Source organism: Pseudoalteromonas sp. XMcav2-N, from assembly GCF_024124545.1.
In the GTDB taxonomy this organism is placed as follows: Bacteria; Pseudomonadota; Gammaproteobacteria; order Enterobacterales; family Alteromonadaceae; genus Pseudoalteromonas.
In genome coordinates this window covers 95,442-115,555 of record NZ_JAMXSF010000015.1, presented here as the reverse complement: position 1 = coordinate 115,555, position 20,114 = coordinate 95,442, and the positions used below count along the sequence as shown (strand labels likewise).

General features: G+C 50.2%; 8 protein-coding genes. All 8 read left to right on the top strand.

Annotated elements, in window-relative coordinates:
* Position 1 precedes the first annotated feature (1 nt).
* The 8 genes from NH568_RS18040 (at position 2) to NH568_RS18005 (ending at position 19,832) form a co-directional block, all read left to right on the top strand.
* On the top strand, positions 2 to 1,948 hold the full coding sequence (locus tag NH568_RS18040; RefSeq protein ID WP_253049506.1) for a hypothetical protein: 1,947 nt from the start codon (positions 2 to 4) through the stop codon (positions 1,946 to 1,948).
* Positions 1,948 to 5,061 (top strand): poly-gamma-glutamate biosynthesis protein PgsC/CapC, encoded by a 3,114-nt coding sequence (locus NH568_RS18035; RefSeq protein ID WP_253049504.1) that lies wholly within the window; start codon positions 1,948 to 1,950, stop codon positions 5,059 to 5,061. Before NH568_RS18040 ends, NH568_RS18035 begins: the two co-directional genes overlap by 1 nt.
* Complete coding sequence (locus NH568_RS18030) at positions 5,048 to 7,345, top strand: hypothetical protein (RefSeq protein ID WP_253049502.1); 2,298 nt, start codon at positions 5,048 to 5,050, stop codon at positions 7,343 to 7,345. Before NH568_RS18035 ends, NH568_RS18030 begins: the two co-directional genes overlap by 14 nt.
* On the top strand, positions 7,335 to 8,093 hold the full coding sequence (locus NH568_RS18025; protein WP_253049499.1) for a hypothetical protein: 759 nt from the start codon (positions 7,335 to 7,337) through the stop codon (positions 8,091 to 8,093). Before NH568_RS18030 ends, NH568_RS18025 begins: the two co-directional genes overlap by 11 nt.
* Entirely contained in the window at positions 8,081 to 12,415 is a 4,335-nt protein-coding gene (locus NH568_RS18020) for a hypothetical protein (protein WP_253049497.1), read from the top strand. Before NH568_RS18025 ends, NH568_RS18020 begins: the two co-directional genes overlap by 13 nt.
* On the top strand, positions 12,405 to 16,514 hold the full coding sequence (locus NH568_RS18015; protein ID WP_253049495.1) for a poly-gamma-glutamate synthase PgsB: 4,110 nt from the start codon (positions 12,405 to 12,407) through the stop codon (positions 16,512 to 16,514). Before NH568_RS18020 ends, NH568_RS18015 begins: the two co-directional genes overlap by 11 nt.
* Before the next feature lie 393 nt (positions 16,515 to 16,907).
* Positions 16,908 to 18,116 carry a DUF642 domain-containing protein gene (locus tag NH568_RS18010; RefSeq protein ID WP_253049493.1) on the top strand — a complete coding sequence of 403 codons (1,209 nt, stop codon included), beginning with the start codon at positions 16,908 to 16,910 and terminating at the stop codon, positions 18,114 to 18,116.
* 279 nt (positions 18,117 to 18,395) lie between these two features.
* On the top strand, positions 18,396 to 19,832 hold the full coding sequence (locus NH568_RS18005) for a peptide MFS transporter (protein ID WP_253049491.1): 1,437 nt from the start codon (positions 18,396 to 18,398) through the stop codon (positions 19,830 to 19,832).
* Positions 19,833 to 20,114: the final 282 nt, after the last annotated feature.

The following is a 20,114-nucleotide window of genomic DNA, read 5'->3' as shown; positions in this document are numbered from 1 at the left end:
TATGATCAAGCGACAAAAGCCGTTTTGGTCGATTTTACTGCTATTTTTAGTTGTTCTGGTGTTTGCCGTACATGGCTCATTTGCACGCCTGAATGCCTATGTCTACAGTCAGTTTAATCAATTGTTTGAGCAGCAGAGCAGTGATATTGTGGTGATTGAGTCGCCAAATTTACAACGCCAGCAATCTGAGCTCATCACCCAGCTGCTTAACCATAAAGTGAATGCCATTATTGTGCTTTCCGATGTTGTCTCGAAACAAAGCATGTCGTTTGCCAATGTGTACTTTCCCTTCGCTGACCCACGCTATTGCCTGCCAGACGTACAACCCTGGTTAGGTTATAACATGGTGCTCGGTAAGCCTCGGGATAAGTGTCAGAATGTCTGGCAAAGCATTTATGGGCCGCAACATCTCAACACCGGCAAACTGATCAACTTTGCACTATCACCCAGCGCGCTGCCTAAGTTTTCAAGCACCCGACTGCTTGAAGAAGACGTGTTGCTCAGCCAGCTTGAAGACAAGGTGGTGTTAATTGCTCAGCAACAACTCGGTTTTAGCGTACCACTGCGGGCACCCAAGCTGCACAGTGCAAACAATCCGGTCTATTTGCATGCTTATGTTGCAGACAGTCTGCAGAAAGACCAGTTAATTACTCGCCTGGCACAGTGGCAGTCTGTGGCGTTACAACTGGGGTTGCTGGCACTATTACTCATTGTATATCAGAAAAATACGCTCACGCTGAGCATCATTATTGCAGCCAGTTTATCTCTTGCAAGCCTGCTGGCCAGTTATCTGGTGATGGTCACGCTCCAGTACTTATTGCCCATAGGGCAGCTTTTGGTGATTAACTTAGTGACTATGTTATGGGTATTTTTCTCCCGTAAATGGCTCGAAGAAAACGAGCTGCTGGAGCTGATTGCCAATGTTCATCAACGTATGATGGGCCGCTATTTACCGCGCTCTATCAGCACCGAGAGCACGCCCTGGGATGCCATTATTACCCTGGTGAATCAGCAATTGGCACTCAATCGTTCCATTTTTCTTGCCCGTCTTGAGGGTGACCACAGGCTCGAAGAGATCCGCGCCATCAACTGCAATATTGAAGACATCGTGGAGCAGCGTCGTGATTATCAGCGTCCGCCTTATTCCGACGCTATCAAAGCCTTCGGTGCCGTACAAACCTCACGTCCGTTTTTCAGTGGCCTTCAGGAGCTTGAGCGTCAATTTGTTGTGCCTTTAATGTATGCCGGCGACATTCGGGGGTTTTGGGCAATGACGGTGATCCCGAATGAACAGTTTGATGAAAAGGCCTTTGTAAAGAATGTCAATCGCTTTGCAAGTCAGATTGGTGAGCTACTCTTCCACTATAGAATGTTGCAAAACCAGCAACGTGCTTCCTTGAGCCCCCTGACCCGCGCACTGACTCTGACACTTGAAAAGCCTCTGAGCCAGAAGGTGAAGTCGGCCATTGGAGAAATGGAACAAAAGCTCTCTACGCTGGAGCAAGTTTTCAATCAAATCCGTACGGCTGCGGTGTTATTTAACTTATTTGGCCAGGTAGTACAGACCAATCAACCGTTGGAACAACTGGCTAAAAAGCATCACCTTGCACTGTTCGAAATGACCGCACTGGATCTGTTGGACAAGATCACTTCGATGCCAAAAGAGACACTCAAAGGCAAGCTACGCTATTTGACCCTGCAACAGGGTGAGCTATTTTTGCCGGCAACCCTCGGCACGGACACTTATATCCTCAATATTCGCTCACTCTCCGCAAGCCAGGTCAGCAGTACCATAGGAGAGCCTTTCTCGGTAGCTGGTATTTTGTTTGAATTTATCGACATCACAACCCTGTTACAGCAACTCGAAGATCCCCATGCGCTTTTAAGCAAGCTTACGTCTGTGACGCCCAGTAGCGACGGCGACATCAATAAGGAGCGCACGCTGTAATGGATTGGGTGTTACCACTTTTTCCAGATGGAAGCGGGCTGGGCCAGTCTGTTATCACCACCGTTTGGGTAGGCATTGCGGTTGTTTGCATGCTGAACTTGCGTTTTGGCTTTCCACTCACTGGTTTGGTGGTACCCGGATATCTGGTGCCCCTGCTGATTGTCAGCCCCGTGTCTGCCGTCGTGATTGTGATTGAAGCCATCGTTGTCTATGTCTTGATGCGATTTAGTGCCAAGGTGGTGATGGAGCGGCTGGGATATGCAGAAATGTTTGGCCGGGATCGCTTCTTTGCCATTATTCTGATCAGTATTCTGGTCCGGGTGTTTATGGACACCTTGTTCTGGCCTCAGATAGGTCAAGTGTTGGCGCTGTGGGATATTACCTTCGATTATGCCGGACAGCTCTACAGCCTGGGGCTGGTGATCATTGCACTGACCGCCAACGTGATGTGGAATGGTGGTTTCCGCTATGGTATGCGAGTGACATTAGTCCAGCTGGCCATCACCTTTGTATTGGTGCGATTTGTTCTGATGCCGTTTACCAATTTCAGCATTGCAAACCTCGCCATCATGTATGAAGCGGTTGCCGCTTCTATTCTGGCTGCGCCTAAAGCGTACATCATCCTGGTTATCACAGCCTTTTTGGCCTCTCGGGCCAATATTCGTTACGGCTGGGAATTCAATGGCATTATGTTACCGGCACTGCTGGCACTGCAGCTCATGCAACCCAGCAAGCTACTCACGACCTTTATCGAAACGACAGTGATCTTATCACTGGGCGCCATCTTGCTTAACTTTACCCGCCTCAAACATGCAAACTTTGAGGGTGCGCGGCTGTTACTGTTGTTTTTCAACATTGGCTTTATCTACAAGCTGCTGCTGAATTACTTTGTGGTCGATTACTTCCCGACACTCAAAGCCACGGACACATTTGCGTTCGGCTATATGCTATCCACCTTACTGGCACTCAAAATCTATCAGAAGAACGCTCTGGGTCTGGTACTGCGGGCCACTTTTCAGACTTCAATGATCGGAGGCCTGCTGGCATTTGGTATCGGCTTCGCCATCATGTTTGTGCCATCTCTGATCCACAGCCCAACACAACCCGCTGCAGTTGATGAAGCCCAAAGTGCCCCGCTGAGTCATCATGTCAGTGAATACAAAAGCTATCTGTACACCGCACGGTACGACTTGCTGAACCTCAGCCATTATCAGCAAGCACAACAATTGCAACGTTTTAGAGGGGCCATTCGATTGCTGAATGAGAACCCTCAGGATCCCGACACCCAATACCGCGCTGCTCAGGTACTTGCAGAACTCGGCTTTGTGCTCATTGATAATCCTGCCATTTTGGTGATCAAAGATACTCAGACAACACACCCCAGAGGTTTATTTGCGCTGGCTAAATCTCCGGTTCGTGAACATATAGTGACCGTCCCCTACCCAACCAGTGAACGTCTGGCAGGTGATGCCGCCGGGCAACTGTTCGCCATTTTAGGGAGCAGTGCACTGGCACTGGGCACTCGGGTGACACCATCGGCAGCCAGTCAACAAACCCGGCCACAAAGCGCTTATTATCAGGCCTTTATTAGCGCACTAAACACCAACCAGGTGTTGCAACTCAGGGCCATTAACCAATATACACGGCCTCAGTTGAGGCAAACGCGCTTTGACGACAACAGTCAGTTCTGGATTTACAATCAGCTGCCCGACTCGCTGTCACAGCGCCAGTTAACCCGCCTGTTAGGGTTTGAGCGTAGCCAGTTTGGTCTGCTCAGTGAGGACAACCTGCCCTACCCTGGCTATCAGGGCGCTATGCTGGAAACCTTCTTCGACAACTTGAGTTACGCCACCCTCTTGTCACATACAGCAAGAAGTAACGTGAATGCACCTCAGTACCCTGTCGAACGGATTAGTCTGCCACTTAAAGAGTTGGTTACTCAGTTTTCTCAACATATTAGTGCCAAGGGCAGCGGTCATTTTCGGATGCTTGCAGAAAACGAGGCTGCATTGTGGGAATACGAGGTCCTCGAGCCTTTATTCAAACTTTCCTATGAGCTGCGTTCACGTTCACTGGGCGACGATGATCTCAATCGCCTGCAACAGCTTAACCGGCTCGCCAACATGGTAGGCTATCGCTTGCAGCTGATCATGAATGATGCCCAACGTCTGGTGATCATCAGTCCTTTGCCCGAAGTCAGCTATTACCAGCAAGGGCAGGGATTTTATGTCATTAACCTCAACGCCACTGCGCCGCTAACTATTCAGGTGCCACGGCCACTGTTCGAAAGTAATACGCTACAGTTTGCAACGGATCTGTTCCAGACCAGCGGTGCCCGGGCACTGCTTATTGCCGGTGCCCACCCTTATGCCAGTGAAGAGGCAAACGTCATGGCACCGACCAACACACGAACACTTTATAACGTGGTACACCAAAGTGCAGTACGGCACAACCCGGGAATGCCGGTGTTAAGTTTGCAGGTACGTAGCCACAGCGCGCCCTCACAGATCCGCCCCAGCGCCATTGCGTATCAGTTTACTCAACCTGATTTTCGACATACGTCTACCATTAATGCACTGCACAAGGCCATGACACGATTGGGGATAACAGTAGAGAAAGTCTCTGGTCAGATTGCTACCCGGGGGCTGGAGATTGGCTCGTCTCCGCAATCAGGCTACCGTCTGTTCAGCCCAGACAGTGAACTGGCAACCTTGTGGCTGGCCTCCGATTTTAAGCAGCACTACGCCGTCTCTGAACAAGCGCTTCAGGAGCGGCTGCTTGCCGTATCCGCTCACCCCACCTTTATGCAGGTGCGCCTTGCGGCTACAGGGCCAGATGACTGGGCCAGGCTATCGCAAGAGCAAAGACAAAGACTTGACATGATAATTGGCCGCTATGCCCAAACCCAGCATCTCCCCTGGTTAAGTGCCTTGTGCGACGGTAAACCACACTGCACCCTGCAAGCAATCCGACTTTCCGACAATGGATTGCTCGGGCTGCAAATGCAGTTGGCTGGCAAAACAGCGGCAGTTTACCTTGCTCAGCGCAACCGGCTCATTACCCTAGAAGCACTTGAAAAAATGATGCAAGGAGGGCCAAATGTACTGGATTAAACGAGTACTGCAGGCGCTGCTAGTAATCCTCGTGTTACTCGCGGGGTACCGTGTTGCACTGCATTTTTACGTCTGGCTAAATTCGGCTGAGCGCATTGCAGCGCGCAGTGAAGAAGAAACGCGCTCAGTGGTACACTGGCTGAGTCCGGATCGTCCACTCATTTATACTTTTCCTACATCACGGACAGTCGCAATTCGTGTGCTGTCGAACGCCATATTTGCCAGTCAAACCGTTTTCGATAAACCAATCAATTATGCGATTGAATACCGGCTGCTGGATAGTCAGGACAATGAACTGGAAAAACATGTTTATCATCATGCGTCTAAGCTTGCACTGGAGGAAGGCCAGCAGCAGGTAAAACAATTGATTGAGGACCGGCAGGCGCTGGCTGTGACATCTGGTCAGTCATTTTACGTTGACTGGCAGCAGCTGACACGTGCCAGTAAAATTTCCTTACGGTTAATTCCGGAAGAGCCCAGCCTGCGTGGCGTTGTCGTGCGTATCCATGGTAAGACCCCAACCAACGCGGATGATGTAACCCGTACCTGGCTCAAGCTTCCTCAGCAATGGCGAGAGCGAATGACCAGTTACCATACATTGGGAAACAGTGGTTTGCAGCCGCTGCAAATTACCAATGCAGTCTCTTACGATTGGCGAAAACTGGCACCGCAAGGGATCCCAGGTATCGACTTTGACGCCGATATTCTCTATGAGTCTCTACCCTATAATGTGATCACCTATGACTTTTCTGCCGAGCAATTTGACTTGGACGGATACTACACCCGACCAGGGCTTGCCGCTTCGATACGCCTAACTAACACCGGGGACCTGAGCGTACAAACACAAGGAAACAGCAAAGATCTGCAACTGGTCTGGCACGACCTCACACAGCATCAAGCCCCAGTGACATTGAGCCTGATAGAGACAGATGACCCGACGCGGTTCCTGTTACCGGGTCTGCAACCCGGATTACTGGTGATCCGCTCTCGTTCTGAGATGATCACTACCTGGCGGGACGAGTTGGACCAAGTCGTTACCCCCTTGCACAGCTATTACTATCAGCTGGAAGAGGCCAGCCAGGCCGAGTTCACCGTCCAGGGTGGAAGCGATATCCAGCTCGATATGCGTGGTCCAGTGGGCAGCACAGTACAAGCAAAGGTGTATGATGTCCGGCAGCAGCTACTGCGCTCTGAGGAGCTTGTTCTGACGGGCTTGAACAGTGGCTTTGACCGTTTAATCACCCCGGAAACCCGACGAGAAGCCATTTCCGACAGCGAAAAAAGATTTCTGCGCCTGAGCCGTGAAGCATATAGGATCACGCTCAGCAGCAACGAACAAGTAGCCGTAAAAATGCAGAGTCGTCATGGCGCCATGCATCATCAGAACTATGTGTGTGCCACGCTCTGTGACGCACCACAAACCGGCTTCACTGAGGTCGGTGCCTGGTTTAGCCAAAGTGCCGATAATGAATTCTATTTTATTGAGCAGCAGAAGATCCTCAAGGTACGGCTATTCAGCGCCCCTCCTCCTTTAGAAGAAAAACAAACGGGTTACCTGTCACAAGCCCTGTTTGTACGTTTACCGGTCTCTAATACAGCACTTGTCTACAGTCCGCCCAAGTACTTTGCACCACCGCAGCCGGCGGCCCCGTTTCAGTATGCGCCGTTAGAAGATCTGGCGCAGCTGCAACAAGCTCAGCTCAGCTTGCAACAAAGTGATCCGGCCCTGGCGCCTGTTCCCAGGTTAATTACTCTCAGTGACAAGGGGATCCGTTACACCGAGCAGGATATCACGCAGCTGGATAACTTACCTGATTTATCAAATGCGTCTTCACAGCATTTTATCAACCTGGGAACGCCCCGTGATTACTGGAAAGTACGTCTGTTCCAGTTGCAACCCGGACAAACTCTGATACAGGATTATCGCGCCAAAGATAAACCGATGGCGATTGTCATCAAGCCCTTTGTCAGAGGGAATCGCCCTGAACACCCACTCGTTATGAATACCCAGCTGGATGGACGTTTTAGTCGTGTTTTTACCAATGAATATAGTATTTCGCGAAAGCGATATGCTTTGGCACCTGAACAAGAGTTACCCGCTTTCTTACTGCACCCGAAAAACCCGGCACTGACAGCTTACCCTTCCGTCACGCTGGCAGTGGGCTCGGATATTGAACAGTTACATCAGCTAAGTCTGTCGGCAGAGCAACCTCTTTGGTTTGCGTTGCTGGAAGAATATGCAACGCCTCCTCCTCAACCGCAATGGTGGCAACATGAATATTAAAACACTTCTTTTTCTGTCATTGCTCCTGCTAGCAGGCAAGGGGTACACCAATGAGACGCCTGAGCAGCTAAGCCCCAGTTGGCAAGTACTGTACAATTGGTTCGCACAGCCGGTTGCCTTGCCGCCCTGGCAACTGCGAAGCCAACCAGGGTTGGTCACTTTGCGTGCCAGCTCAGCTCAGTTTGGCGGTGGTGACCTGTATTTCCGCCCTCAGGGAAGCGCCTGTATGCTCTCCGTACCTCATCAGTTTCATGATCAACTGACAGGCAGAATTGGCAAAGCCGTGTTCAATACCCGCTGTCAGGTCATGGTTATCAACACTGAGCACCGAAATGAGCCAAGCCCGGATCTGTACAGTATGGACTATTCACACCGTCCCAGTGGCTTGCATGCCGCCGCGGCACAAGCTTTCGCACGGCGCTATCCAGCCAGTCATTTGTACCAAATACATGGCTTTAATCAGGATAAGCGTCGCACACCACATGGCCGTCTCGCAGATTTCATTATCAGTCAGGGCAGACAATACACCCCGGCTTTGACACAATTAGCCCAGTGTCTGTCAAAGGTCAGCGAGCATACCTATCAATACCCGCATCAGGTATCTGAGCTGGGTGGTACACGCAACATTATGCATCGCCTCGGCTTGCCCGCGGGCTTTTTTATTCATATTGAGATAAGTCGCCCAATGCGAGAGCGACTGGTATCAAATCCTCAAACTCTGGAACAGTTTGCCCTATGCCTTATTTGATTGTTTTGCTCCTGCTCCTGACAAGCACTTGGTTGCCTGCGCAGGCACAGCCCGCGGCACTGCACAGTGCTCCGAACTGGTTCGAGCCCGGTACATTGCAGTTGCACCGTAATGCCGCAGACATCAATCTGGATGCAGAACAATCCCGTTTCATCCTGCTTCCGGCTGGCCGCTGGCTCAGTCTGCAGAGCGAAGCACAGGTCATTCAAATGTGGCAGGGACAGTCTCCTCACGCCATGCAGCGTATTACCCGGGCTGAACTTCACTGTGAACAAAACCGGTGTCAGCTGCCTGCTGCTGGCACTACGCGCCTGATCCGCTTTTACAATCCAAGTGAAGAGATCCAGCAATTCTCAGCCTGGCATGGGCTGTTTCATCGACACCGGGATCCGTTTCGTATTCCGGTCAAGCTTGCACTTCCGGCAATGCAACTTTATGAAGCGCAGACCCACACCACACATTATCGCTTAAACAACAGGCAGAGTATTCAGCTGTTTTTTGCCGAGGCAACTAAGCTCAAATTAAACGCCCGGCGCATTCTGCCCGACCCGGCACAGCCCGGCATAGTCTCGGTCCGACTCAATGACGCCGTGATTAGTCAGATCACTCTAAGCGATTCTCCCGCCGAGGAATTTGCCCCGCAGTTGCGTAAACACCGATTTGGCCATGACGTAAAGCTCAATAACGATCAGGTTATTGGCCTGGTTAGCAGCGACTATATTGCCGTGCCAGCCGGAGGCTATTTGCGCCTTGAAGCCCAGGGCGATACCTTGCTAAACCTGGTGCGCATGGAGCGTGGCTTGTTTGATACCGACGCAGCACAAACCTGGCCGGAATCCTTGTTTAACCCATACTGGACAGATAACTTGCAGTGGCAGCTGGAGCAGGTCTATCAGCATCACACTATCTCGGCTTTGCATTCGGCGGATCTGGCGAAAACTAGTGCACTGGGACGTCAGCGACTGTCAGAGTTGCAAGATACGTTAGGCACAGTGCGTTTTTTACAGCCCAAACGCGCTGAACACCCATTTACCACTCATGTCAGTGAGCAAACCGTAACTCAGGCTTATCGTTTTGCAACCGACCGCCTGTATGCAACCCAACAGCGCCAGTTACTCCACTATCATACCCTCTCTGGCCCTGTTCAGTTTGAGCTGATTGATCAACAACGCCTGTCCCCGACACTCAGGCTGTATGCACGCACAACCACAGCTACCCAGCTGATAGTGGAAATAGACAGTTATCGGCACACCATAGATCTCTTGCCATCCGGACATTTTGCAATGCTGGAGCTGCCTCTGCCACTGGACGCGCAGCAACTCAGTGTCACTGTCAGCGATCCCATTGAGGTGGATCTGGCTTTACGTGTCAGAGAATTACAGTCTTTGCCAAACAATGCCGTTTTATATCAGCGCCCGGGCCGGCTCAGCGATAAAAGCCCGGCTATTGCCTATCGCCTGGAGCAACAGTTGCAAAGGCTTGCCCATTCCTACCTGCAAGGTTTGTCTCGGTTTGTGCTGACTCATTCGCAGCACTCAACGACCAAAAGTAGTCTCAGCGCCAGCCACTGGCACTATCGCCTCGGCGAAGCTGAAATGATGGTTAAACAAAACCCACAACAAGCGCTACCTTTATTGAAGTCACTGATAGACAGCCCCCATCAGGAAGTTGTGATCAGAGCCTGGCAGCTACGCCTGGCCGCTTTTTCTGAGCTGGGTGAGCATAATACTGCTGAGCGCTATTTGGGCGCTCTGTTGAGCCACCCTTATCCTCAGTTACAACACTATGCCGCTCAGCAACTATTGAATCACTACCAAAGCACTCGTTCGATTCATAGCATTCAGGGGTTGTGTAGTATGTGGCGCAAAACACTGCCTGCCTGCGAGGAAGCACTGCGCAGCAGTTTTGTCGAATTACAACAAAACCTTTATGCTCTGTGGTTAGGGCATGATACACGTAAAGACGATGACGACTTGTACCCTGTCCGTCAGCAACTTGGCTATACTGTGCCAGCCAGCCATCCACCAGTTGTTGATTATTCTCTACATCACCACGGTGTCAGTACACTGCTCAGCGAAACAAGCAACACCTCGGCGTACCCGATAGTCAATCAAAGCCTCTCTCTCACCGCTCATCGACCAATGCTGCTCAAAGTCAGCGCCAGAGCTCAGGCGGTAGAGACACAACAAGGCGAGATAGTCTGGCTGCGAGCACATCGCTCAGCACACAGTGACATAATGCCAATATTTAACGACGTGCCTTCAACCACCACGCTGCGTATAGACGAGCAAGATCAGCCACGCTTGTCCATAGCCAGTACCGGTTATTTTTCGCTTCAACCCGGAGAGCAATTGACCATCAGTAGCGACCAACTGTTGCTGCTCCAGTTTGATGCTTTACCACCTGAGCATGCTCTCACTTCAGGTCAGGATATGAAGGGGACTTTGTGGCATGACGACTTTATGTCTTTGCTCTATCGAACACCGCTCAGCGGTGCACAGTCTGATGCTTTGCAACGCACTCTGCTGCTCAATGCGCTTTATCGTCTTGAGCGCCAGACACTCAGTGAACATGAATATACCGCCCTGTCAGCAAGGCTGATGCAATCCTCGCCGAGCCCGGCACTGGACATGCTGTATAACCGCATCCAGAGCTTTGGGCACTGGCAAGCGTTCGAAGCTTATCAAAATTATGCAGGTACCCAGTTGGTCGATTTATCTGCGTTGTCTACACGCAGTGCCGCTGAGCAGTTTAGCCGCCACACCAGTCGCGATGACGATTTACCAGGATTGATCTTACGTCCAAACCATAGCCTGGCACTGGATCTGAGGGAATTACAGTCACTGCAGGTCAGGCTCGTCTTACACTTCGCCAATGCGGAGTTATTGCAACAACATCAGCGGCCGCAACTCAGTGTAGCGCGCGCCGATGGCAACGTGCACTGGCGTCTTGATAGCAACCGAAGTGAGCTCGGGTTAACGCGTGCAGACCTGGCCAGCGGGGGACTGGTGTTGCGTTGGCTCAACCCGTTTGCCGCACAGCTGCTCAGTGTCGAGGTCGAGGCCTATCAACAAGGCGCCTGGCAAACGGTCGATTTGGGTGCTGAGCAACTCTTTTACTATGGCAATGACAGCAACCCGATCACCGCTAAACTGAATAAAGACGCCGTTCTTAAACTGGAATACGTCGAACAGGATACCCGCCGGGAGCAGTCAGGCTTTTATCCGGCCGGACTGCTGACTCTGGCACCGCAAACGTCGAGCCTGGCCAGACTCTATCGCTGGCAACTGAACCCCAACCGCCATAAACTGGCCGTAGCACCTGCTTTGCAACCACACAGAGTGCCTCAGCCCACACTGGTATATACGCCAGCCAAAACGCACTACCGTGAACCCGTGATGCAAACCGATGGCAACCTCACCCATGTTGAGGGCGTCATGCAATACAATCGGGATGGTATCTATCAAAGTAGTGAGCCGCTGGGCTCTGAACACACGCTGGACCTGGGCATACGATTGCGTAACCGACATCAGCAACACTGGTATCGGCTGGAAAGTTTCTTTCGCCTGAATAACACCAGTGAATCGTCATTCAGTATCAATGGCCAGTATGACTGGCTTGATGATGAAGACGACTGGTTTGCCAAAGCGTTGTGGAACAATCGCTGGCAAGAGTCGCCACAGAGCCGGGAAACACACCTGACCAGCCAGTGGGCCGTAACCATTGGAGAGATTTGGCGCGAGGATCAACACTGGCGCCACCAATGGTGGTGGCAGCCATTTTATTACTACACCAGTATTGAAAAAGACGAGTATCTGGCGGATGAGACCATCAGTAATGCAATGTTCAATTTTTACCGTCATAACCACAGCCATGGCTGGCGTGGCGGTTACCGTCTCCGTCATCAAAGCCGCGTAGACAGTCAGCTTAGTGCACAACTTACAACAACCTCTAATGATGACTGGACCTCGCTTGATGTTGCTTCATTAAGTGGTGTCTGGCAGCAATATTATCAGGGCCATATTTTTTCTGTCGGCCTGAGCAGTGGCTATGTATTTGCCGATGATCACCGGCCTAATGCGACCTGGCAGTACCTGACTACGTTGGGCTGGCAAACGCTGTTCGACTTTAGCGAACACACTGGCGGCTGGATCAGTCTGAACTGGACACAGGATTGGTTCCGAAATAACCACAGCATTCGTTTTGAGGTCACCCTGGGCAATTTGCAGCGCAGTGGCTTTGACCCGTTTGCACATGACGAGATTATCTTTGAGTCGCTGCAATTGACGCATTTTTTAGAGCAGGATCTGTATGGCAGATAACCAATTAAAAACCCAGCTTCAGGCAATTCTATTTGCCGATACAGAACAGTTCTGGTTGAATCTGCACCGTCACAAATATCAGCAGCTGATTGAGGAGCTGGCCGGATGGGAGCTATTACAAAGTCAGCCAAAAGACGAGCAGCTAGACTATTGGCAGCTGCTGCAGACCATTGCGTTTTTGCGCCATAAAATTGAGCGGCTTCACGAACAATTGGAAGGGCATGATGCAGACTACCAGTCGTTTGTAGAACGGCTCAGCAAAGCCGAGCTGGCTACCGAGAAACAGCTACATATCCTCAAGTATGCAGAAACTTTGGGAGCGTCTAGCACCCAGCTGCAACAGGACAAACAAGCGTTTACTCGCTGGTTTGATGAAGGTGCGGTCATTGGCCGCTATCAAACTCTGGTTGCCGATCTGGAACAAGATCTACGCTTCTTTATTGCCAAACTCGGCGCCCTGACCAACCGTTATCTGCGTCTGTCAGGCAATCAGTTGGAACAAGCCTGGAAAAAGCTGGATCTGCAACCCTTTTTCTTGCGTTTAATGGCCACCAGTAACAATGCCCACGTCCGTCATGGCATGATCCGCGCGCTGGTGAATCAGGTTTCCGTGATCAATGAATTTAAAGCCGATCCGGACTTGGACAGCGAACTGGTTGCTGAGCTCATTGAGCTACTGGATGCAGAAAATACCCCTTACCAGGCCATTATCGATATTCTTGAGATTCTTATCCATCAGCGCCCGACCTTTGTTCGCAGCTATATGTGGGCCTATGTAGAAACAACGCTTGACGATAATACCTCGGCACATAAGCACAATGATCAGCTATTCATTGTGGCTGCAATGCCTCGAATTCTGGCCAACAAATACCCACTGGCTGAGCGGGATATTCCGCTGTTGCGGGAGTTAACACAGCACCCGTTTGCCCGAGTGCGGCAGGTGTGTATTGAGCAATTGCGTAACCTGCCTGACAAGTTGGCCAGGGAATTGCTGGAACAACGCTTCAGAAATGAAGTCGTCGACTCAGTGCGTTTCACCCTGGTTAAGCAGCTTACCGCTGCTCGTTTTTCTGCTGACGGGTATGCATTTGAGTTATGGCGCTCCCATCTCCTTGGCAAAGAATGTCTGGAAGTCAAGCGTATGTTGTTGGAGCAAAGCCCCAGACTCATGCTAAATGAGGCCGTTGAAGCAACACTGGACGATACCTCAGACAATCAAGACACAGTTTTAATGCAACGTTATCTGGACGTATTAAATCAGGCTCTGGAGAGTGAACCTGACCAAGCCGTACGGCGCTACATTGCACGAACCCGCGAGCAGTTATTTAGCTTCACACAACAAAGTCTGCATGCACAACTTGCCCAGGTACTGGCTGAGCAAGAGGCAGTATACTTACCCGGCGATATCGACCAGGATACACTGGGCCGGGCACTCAGCATGCTGGCTCAGCATGAACAGAGCTTTAACGCCTATCGTGAAAAGCAAGGCTGGCGGATCCAGATAGACTACCAACGCCGCCGACGCTTCTGGCGGGTCTGGCATGAGTTTTTCACGCCCAGTACAGATAAGCGTCAGAGCTTTAGCCATACCAGAGCCAAAATTCCCTCTGCGCAACTCCATGTGCCCAGTTGTACCACGGCTGAGATCAGTGCCACAAATGTCCCGGGCGAAGCGCTTTACCACCTTAAAGAAGCCAGCGCACGGCCGCATTTGCCCCTGCCCGACTATTTGTTATCGGTGCTCAGCCAGGATCAACTGAAGAGCAGTGGTAAGAATTACACACCCGATGGCATTTTAGTGGTGACACCGCCACAGCATCTGTGGCAGCGGATCCGGGCCTACTGGCACTTGTCTGTTAACTACGCTGAAATCGATGGCCTCCGAAAGGGCAATGAGCTGGAGCAACAAAATTATATTGCACAGCTGCGCAAACTTGGCTTTGTGCTGGAGTTTAAACCTTATGGCAGCGAACTTGGCTGTACCTTTCCGGTTGAGCCGGGTATTGCAAAATTGTTTGCCCGGGCAGGCGTGCCCGGGGTATTGGTTAATCTGGGCTATAGTTTCAAAGAATACCTTTACTCTATTTATCAAAACAGCATAGGTCAGCTGGTGTTTTTTGTGTCGACCTTTATTGCTTATTTCTGGTTACGTCATATTCGGCTAAATCGCAAAATTCGCAGCAACCGTGCGAAAATCCCTGTGACCATAGGCGGCTGGGGCACCCGGGGAAAGTCAGGTACCGAACGGCTCAAAGCGGCGTTATTCAGTAGCCTGGCACTGCGTGTTGTCACTAAAACGACCGGGTGTGAGGCCATGATGATTTTCGCACGCAGCTCAGGTGAGCAGTATGAATTACCCCTGTTCAGACCCTTCGACAAAGCCAGTATCTGGGAACAAAGCGATGTACTGGATTTTGCCCGCTCGGTGCGCGCGGATGTCTTTTTATGGGAGTGTATGGGCCTGACACCCAGATATGTGCGGATCCTGCGTCGCTGGATGCGCGATAATTTCACCACCATCACCAATACGTACCCGGATCATGAAGATATCCTCGGCCCAAGCGGCGTTGATGTAGCACGGGAAATGGCCGCCTTTATTGGCAGCCACACCCAGATATTTACCGCCGAACAAACCATGGCCCCGATTCTGAACCGGGCTGCGGACCACAAGCAATCCACCCTGATCCAATTGCACTGGGGTGATGGTTTTCAAATCACGCCGGATATCCGCGCCTTATACCCGTATGAAGAGCACCCGGACAACATTGCCCTGGTATGTAAAATGGCTCAGTACATCGGCATTGATAAAGATTATGTGTATAAAGAAACCGCAGAACGTATTGTGCCGGATGTTGGCGTATTACAACATTTTACAGCGGCACCGGTTGATCATCTGACTCAGTCTTTCGTCAATAGTATGTCAGCCAATGAGCGCCTGGCGACCCTGGAAAACTGGCGTCGTCTTGGCTTATTCGACCTGAACGACAAACCAGAGACACAAACCATCGCTCTGCTGAACAACCGTAATGACAGGGTTGCACGGTCAAAAGTATTTGCGCAGATCCTAGTGGAAGATCTCAGTTTCGATCATATAGTGGTGATCGGGAGTAACGTCGACGGCTTCGAGGCCTATCTGGATCAGGCACTGGATACCCGAGTTAACCGACTGATTGATAATAATGACAAGCAAGATCTGATACGCCTGCTGACGCAATGGAAATGCGGGGAAAGCCCGGAGCACTTTATTCAGCAGTTAAACAGCCTGTTTGAAACTCCCCTGCTGGACACCGCGCATTTGTTTGATGACAGCCTTTTGGCGACAACACTGACTGAGCATATTGACGATAAAGTCCAGCAGGGCATTGTCCGGTTGCGGATTCAGAACTGGCAGCTGGCACATTCTCTCACAACATTAGACGATCTGAGTGCAAACCGGAAACAACTGACTCAGGTTCTGGGCAGTATAATGCACAGTAAATTGCTCTTGTTAGACAACCCGCATATCACCGCCGATGAGCTCACCAATCGTATCGCCCGCCTGGGGCTGGCCGGACAACATCAATTAATTGTCGGCATGCAAAACATCAAGGGACCGGGACTAAACTATGTTTATGCCTGGCAGCACTGGCATACTTTGCATGCCAGCTGCGAACGGCTACTGGAGCCACAGATCAGTCATGCTCAGTTTCGTCGCGACCTCAACAAGCTGACGCAACTTGACAAGGTCAATCGTATTGAGCGCGACTATTTTTCACACATGCTGCAAACCCTCAGCAAGCTCCCTCAGGCACAAAGCGAATTCGCTCAGGCCGAACTTAGCCACCTGGCCGAGCGGCTCACTCAACAAAGCGCCAGCGACGAACAAGCTGTGGGGCCGGAAAGTCTCTCAGGTGTTACACGCTTTGTACTGCAAGTGGTTGAGTCGTTTCTCGACGCCGGTGCTGCGGTAAAAAGAAAGAAAACCGCACAACAGGTTTATCAGGATATTGCCACACAGCGGATCACACCGGAACGCGCCATTACGGTTCTGGCAGCGCTGAACAGGGGCCAAAAACCGGGCTGGCTGACGGAGCGCTGGCTTAATCGCGGCAAGGATTGACAACGCTCATACATCTGTTTGCCTACACCAGGCCAATGTAGGCACGCTCCTTGCTCCAATCATCTCTGAATGACTTAAAAACAGTGTCATTTCGCATTGTGCAATTTTATTAAGCGAAATGGCCGAGACAGGCCTCGCAAAATGCAAAACTGTGCAAAATGCGAGCTGCAACTATCCGGATGACATGTAAAAGTATTAGGTACACAGGTAATGAAAATCAATCCTTTGGTACCACTTTTATATTGTAATACTGAGGCATAAATCGGAACTAACAGTCATTTTTTTGATTTCTAATTGACCAAACTGTTTAAAAGTAAGAAAATGGGATTAGTTAAAATTGATTAGGGATAACATTTTATTTACACAAATAGAATTTAGCCCTGGAGTATGTCTATGAAATTATCAGTTCTTGCGCTTGGCCTGAGTGCCGCCCTAATCAGCAGCTTCGCTGCAAACGCCGGTGAAAACCTGATCACCAATGGTTCTTTTGAGCAGTCAGATGCTGTTAATGGATCCTGGAGTCTGTTCAGAACTTTGCCTGGCTGGAGTCGCAGCTCCGCTAAATTTGAAATTCAGACTAATCGCCTTGGCCTTATTCAGGCACAAGATGGTGAGCAATACCTTGAGCTGGATTCAACCCGTAACTACAGCGCATACCAAAGCGTTGCGACGGAAGCTGGCAAACAATATGTCGTAAGCTTTTACTACTCACCTCGTGTTACCAACAATAACACCACCAACAAAGCAACCGTCTATTGGGACGACCAGGTCATTGCAGAGCTAAATGGTACGCAACGAGGCTGGCAACACTACACTATCACGGTAACGGCAAACAGCGACGAAAGTACGCTGAAATTCGTTGGCGCAGGCAACTCAGACTCATACGGTGCACTACTGGATAACGTTTCGGTCACTGCTGACTGTGTTACAGGTTTATTTGGTATCAACAATTACGGCTCCTCACAAAGTGGTTACGTGTATCACTTTGATGTTGACGCTGGTCAGTACAGCACTGTGTCAGGAGTAACACACACCGCATCGAACATCGCGAGCAAAGACGGTGTGCTTTATTTCATGGAGCAGACTGACAGCAAGTCTAAAGCTTCTACCTTGTGGGCGCTGGATCTCAATGGCAACCAGCAATATAGCGTGGCTAATGCAACTTCATGGCCTTTATATCGCTCTGCTGTTACACCAGACGGCGTATCTTTGCGCAGCACCAGTAAAACCTACATGTACGACTTTGACATGAACAGCGGTGAAAAAACCGTACTGGGTAAATTGTCTTACCCTGGCGATGACTTCAGCCATGGAGACATTGCGTACTCAGCAGACGGTAACGTCCTTTACGTGTTGACCGGCAAGGCACTGTATACGCTGGATGAAGGTAATATGGAACTGACTAAAATTGGTGAGCACGGTGTTAACTGGGCTTCTGGTCTGGCCATTACCGCCGACGGCAAACTGTACGTATCTGGTCGCGAAGCAGGTAGCAATGCGCAAATCTGGCAAATGAATCCAGACACAGCCGTTGCAACTTTAGTGATGGAAGGTCCTGAGCATATTAACGACCTGACCTTTGTCGACAATTTCTGCCGATAACCGGAACATACGCTCTAAATGCACAAAAACCAGCCTGACAGGCTGGTTTTTTTGTATACAAAAAGCGTCCCACCCAGCTGGTAAGGCTTCCCCATCGCCATCCCACTAGGTATACTGACGCGCTTTTAATGAATAGTTAGTCAACACTGACCTAACTTGGAAATCATTTGGGGACTGGCCACCCGTTCAAAGTATGTTTGATATGACTGTCATCTTCAGTACGTCCGACATCGATAATATTAAGGCCAAAACAACACATTTGATTGAAATGGGAATAATATGAATTCATTACCTAATCGCGGTGAGTTTCTGGGCCATCCAAAAGGCCTGTTCTTACTCTTCGGCACGGAAATGTGGGAGCGCTTTGGCTACTACGGAATGCGTGCAATCTTGGTTCTTTATCTGGTTGCTCAGGTACAAAACGGCGGCTTCGGCTGGACTAATGCCGACGCACTGAGCCTGTACGGCACCTTTACCATGGCAGTCTACCTGACCCCTTTGATCGGTGGTTGGTTAGCCGATAACGTATTGGGTCAGCGTAAAGCAATCATCATTGGTGGTATTCTGATGGCCGCAGGCCACTTTACTATGGGTATTCCACATAGTTTGGTTGCCGGTATGGAAGAACAGGTTTTCTATATTGGTCTGGCATTATTATGTGCCGGTAACGGTCTGTTTAAGCCAAACATCTCGACTATGGTGGGCGACTTGTATCAGGAAGGTGATAAACGCCGTGACGGTGCCTTCACGATTTTCTACATGGGTATCAACTTAGGTGGTGCGTTGGGTCCGCTTATCGCAGGTTATGTTGCAGCACAAATTAACTGGCAAGCTGGTTTCATCGCTGCAGGTATCGGCATGGTGATCTCCGTTGTGATGCAACTACTATTAAGCCAGAAATATCTTGGCGATATCGGTGTCGTCCCAGCAGCCAAGCTGTCTCAGCAGCAATCGGCCAGCAACACTAAAGAGCCTCTTACCAGTCAAGAAAAAGACCGTATCCGCGTTATCTTCACTATGAGTGTATTCAGTATTATCTTCTGGATGGGCTTTGAGCAGGCCGGTGGTCTGATGAACCTGTTTGCTGCTGATTATACCGACCGTATGCTGATGGGTTTTGAAATCCCGGCGTCATGGTTCCAGTCTCTAAACTCTATCTTTATTATTATCTTCGCGCCACTGGTGGCCATGATCTGGCTCAAGCTGGACAAGCGTGAGCCTAACTCACCGGTTAAGTTTGCCATCGCGTTAGTATTCCTGGCGCTTGGCTTTTTGACAATGATGATGGCGCTTATCACCGAAGGCAGTGATTCGGGTAACCTGCAGATCAGCATGATGTGGCTGGTACTTTTCTACCTGTTCCATACGCTGGGTGAACTGTGTCTGTCGCCAATTGGCCTCTCTATGGTGAGTAAACTGGCACCACTGCGCCTGGCTTCATTATTAATGGGTCTGTGGTTCCTGTGTACAGCGGTTGCGAACAAAATCGCGGGCTTTGTTGGTTCATTCATCGGCGAAGGCCAGGAAGCAATGAACAATGCCATGAGCATCTTCATTGGTCTGGGAGCAACAGCGCTGTTGTCTGCACTGGCAATGTACCTGCTTAGCAACAAGCTGGTTGACTGGATGCATGGCGCGGAAGGTACCAATGATGAGCCGCATACTCAGGAACATTACCTGGAAAAAGAACTAGAGATCTCAGGCGAAAGACAATAATTTTTTAACTGTGATTCATGTAAAAGCCGCACTAAATCTGTGCGGCTTTTCTATTTCTGGCTTGCTTTTGTAAACTTTTAGATACACCTGGGCAGAATTCATCCCTCAGTGAGATCGTCCCCTTAAAAGTTCCAAAGTGATATCGCTGTCAACAAAGAACTTAAAAGTTCTTTTATATTATATTGTTAAGGATTTTTCTTTTAAATATACCACGGCCAAACAATCCAATTTACAGAACGGAACGAGGCTTGTAATCGAAAAAATTATCCTGTCCACTCAATC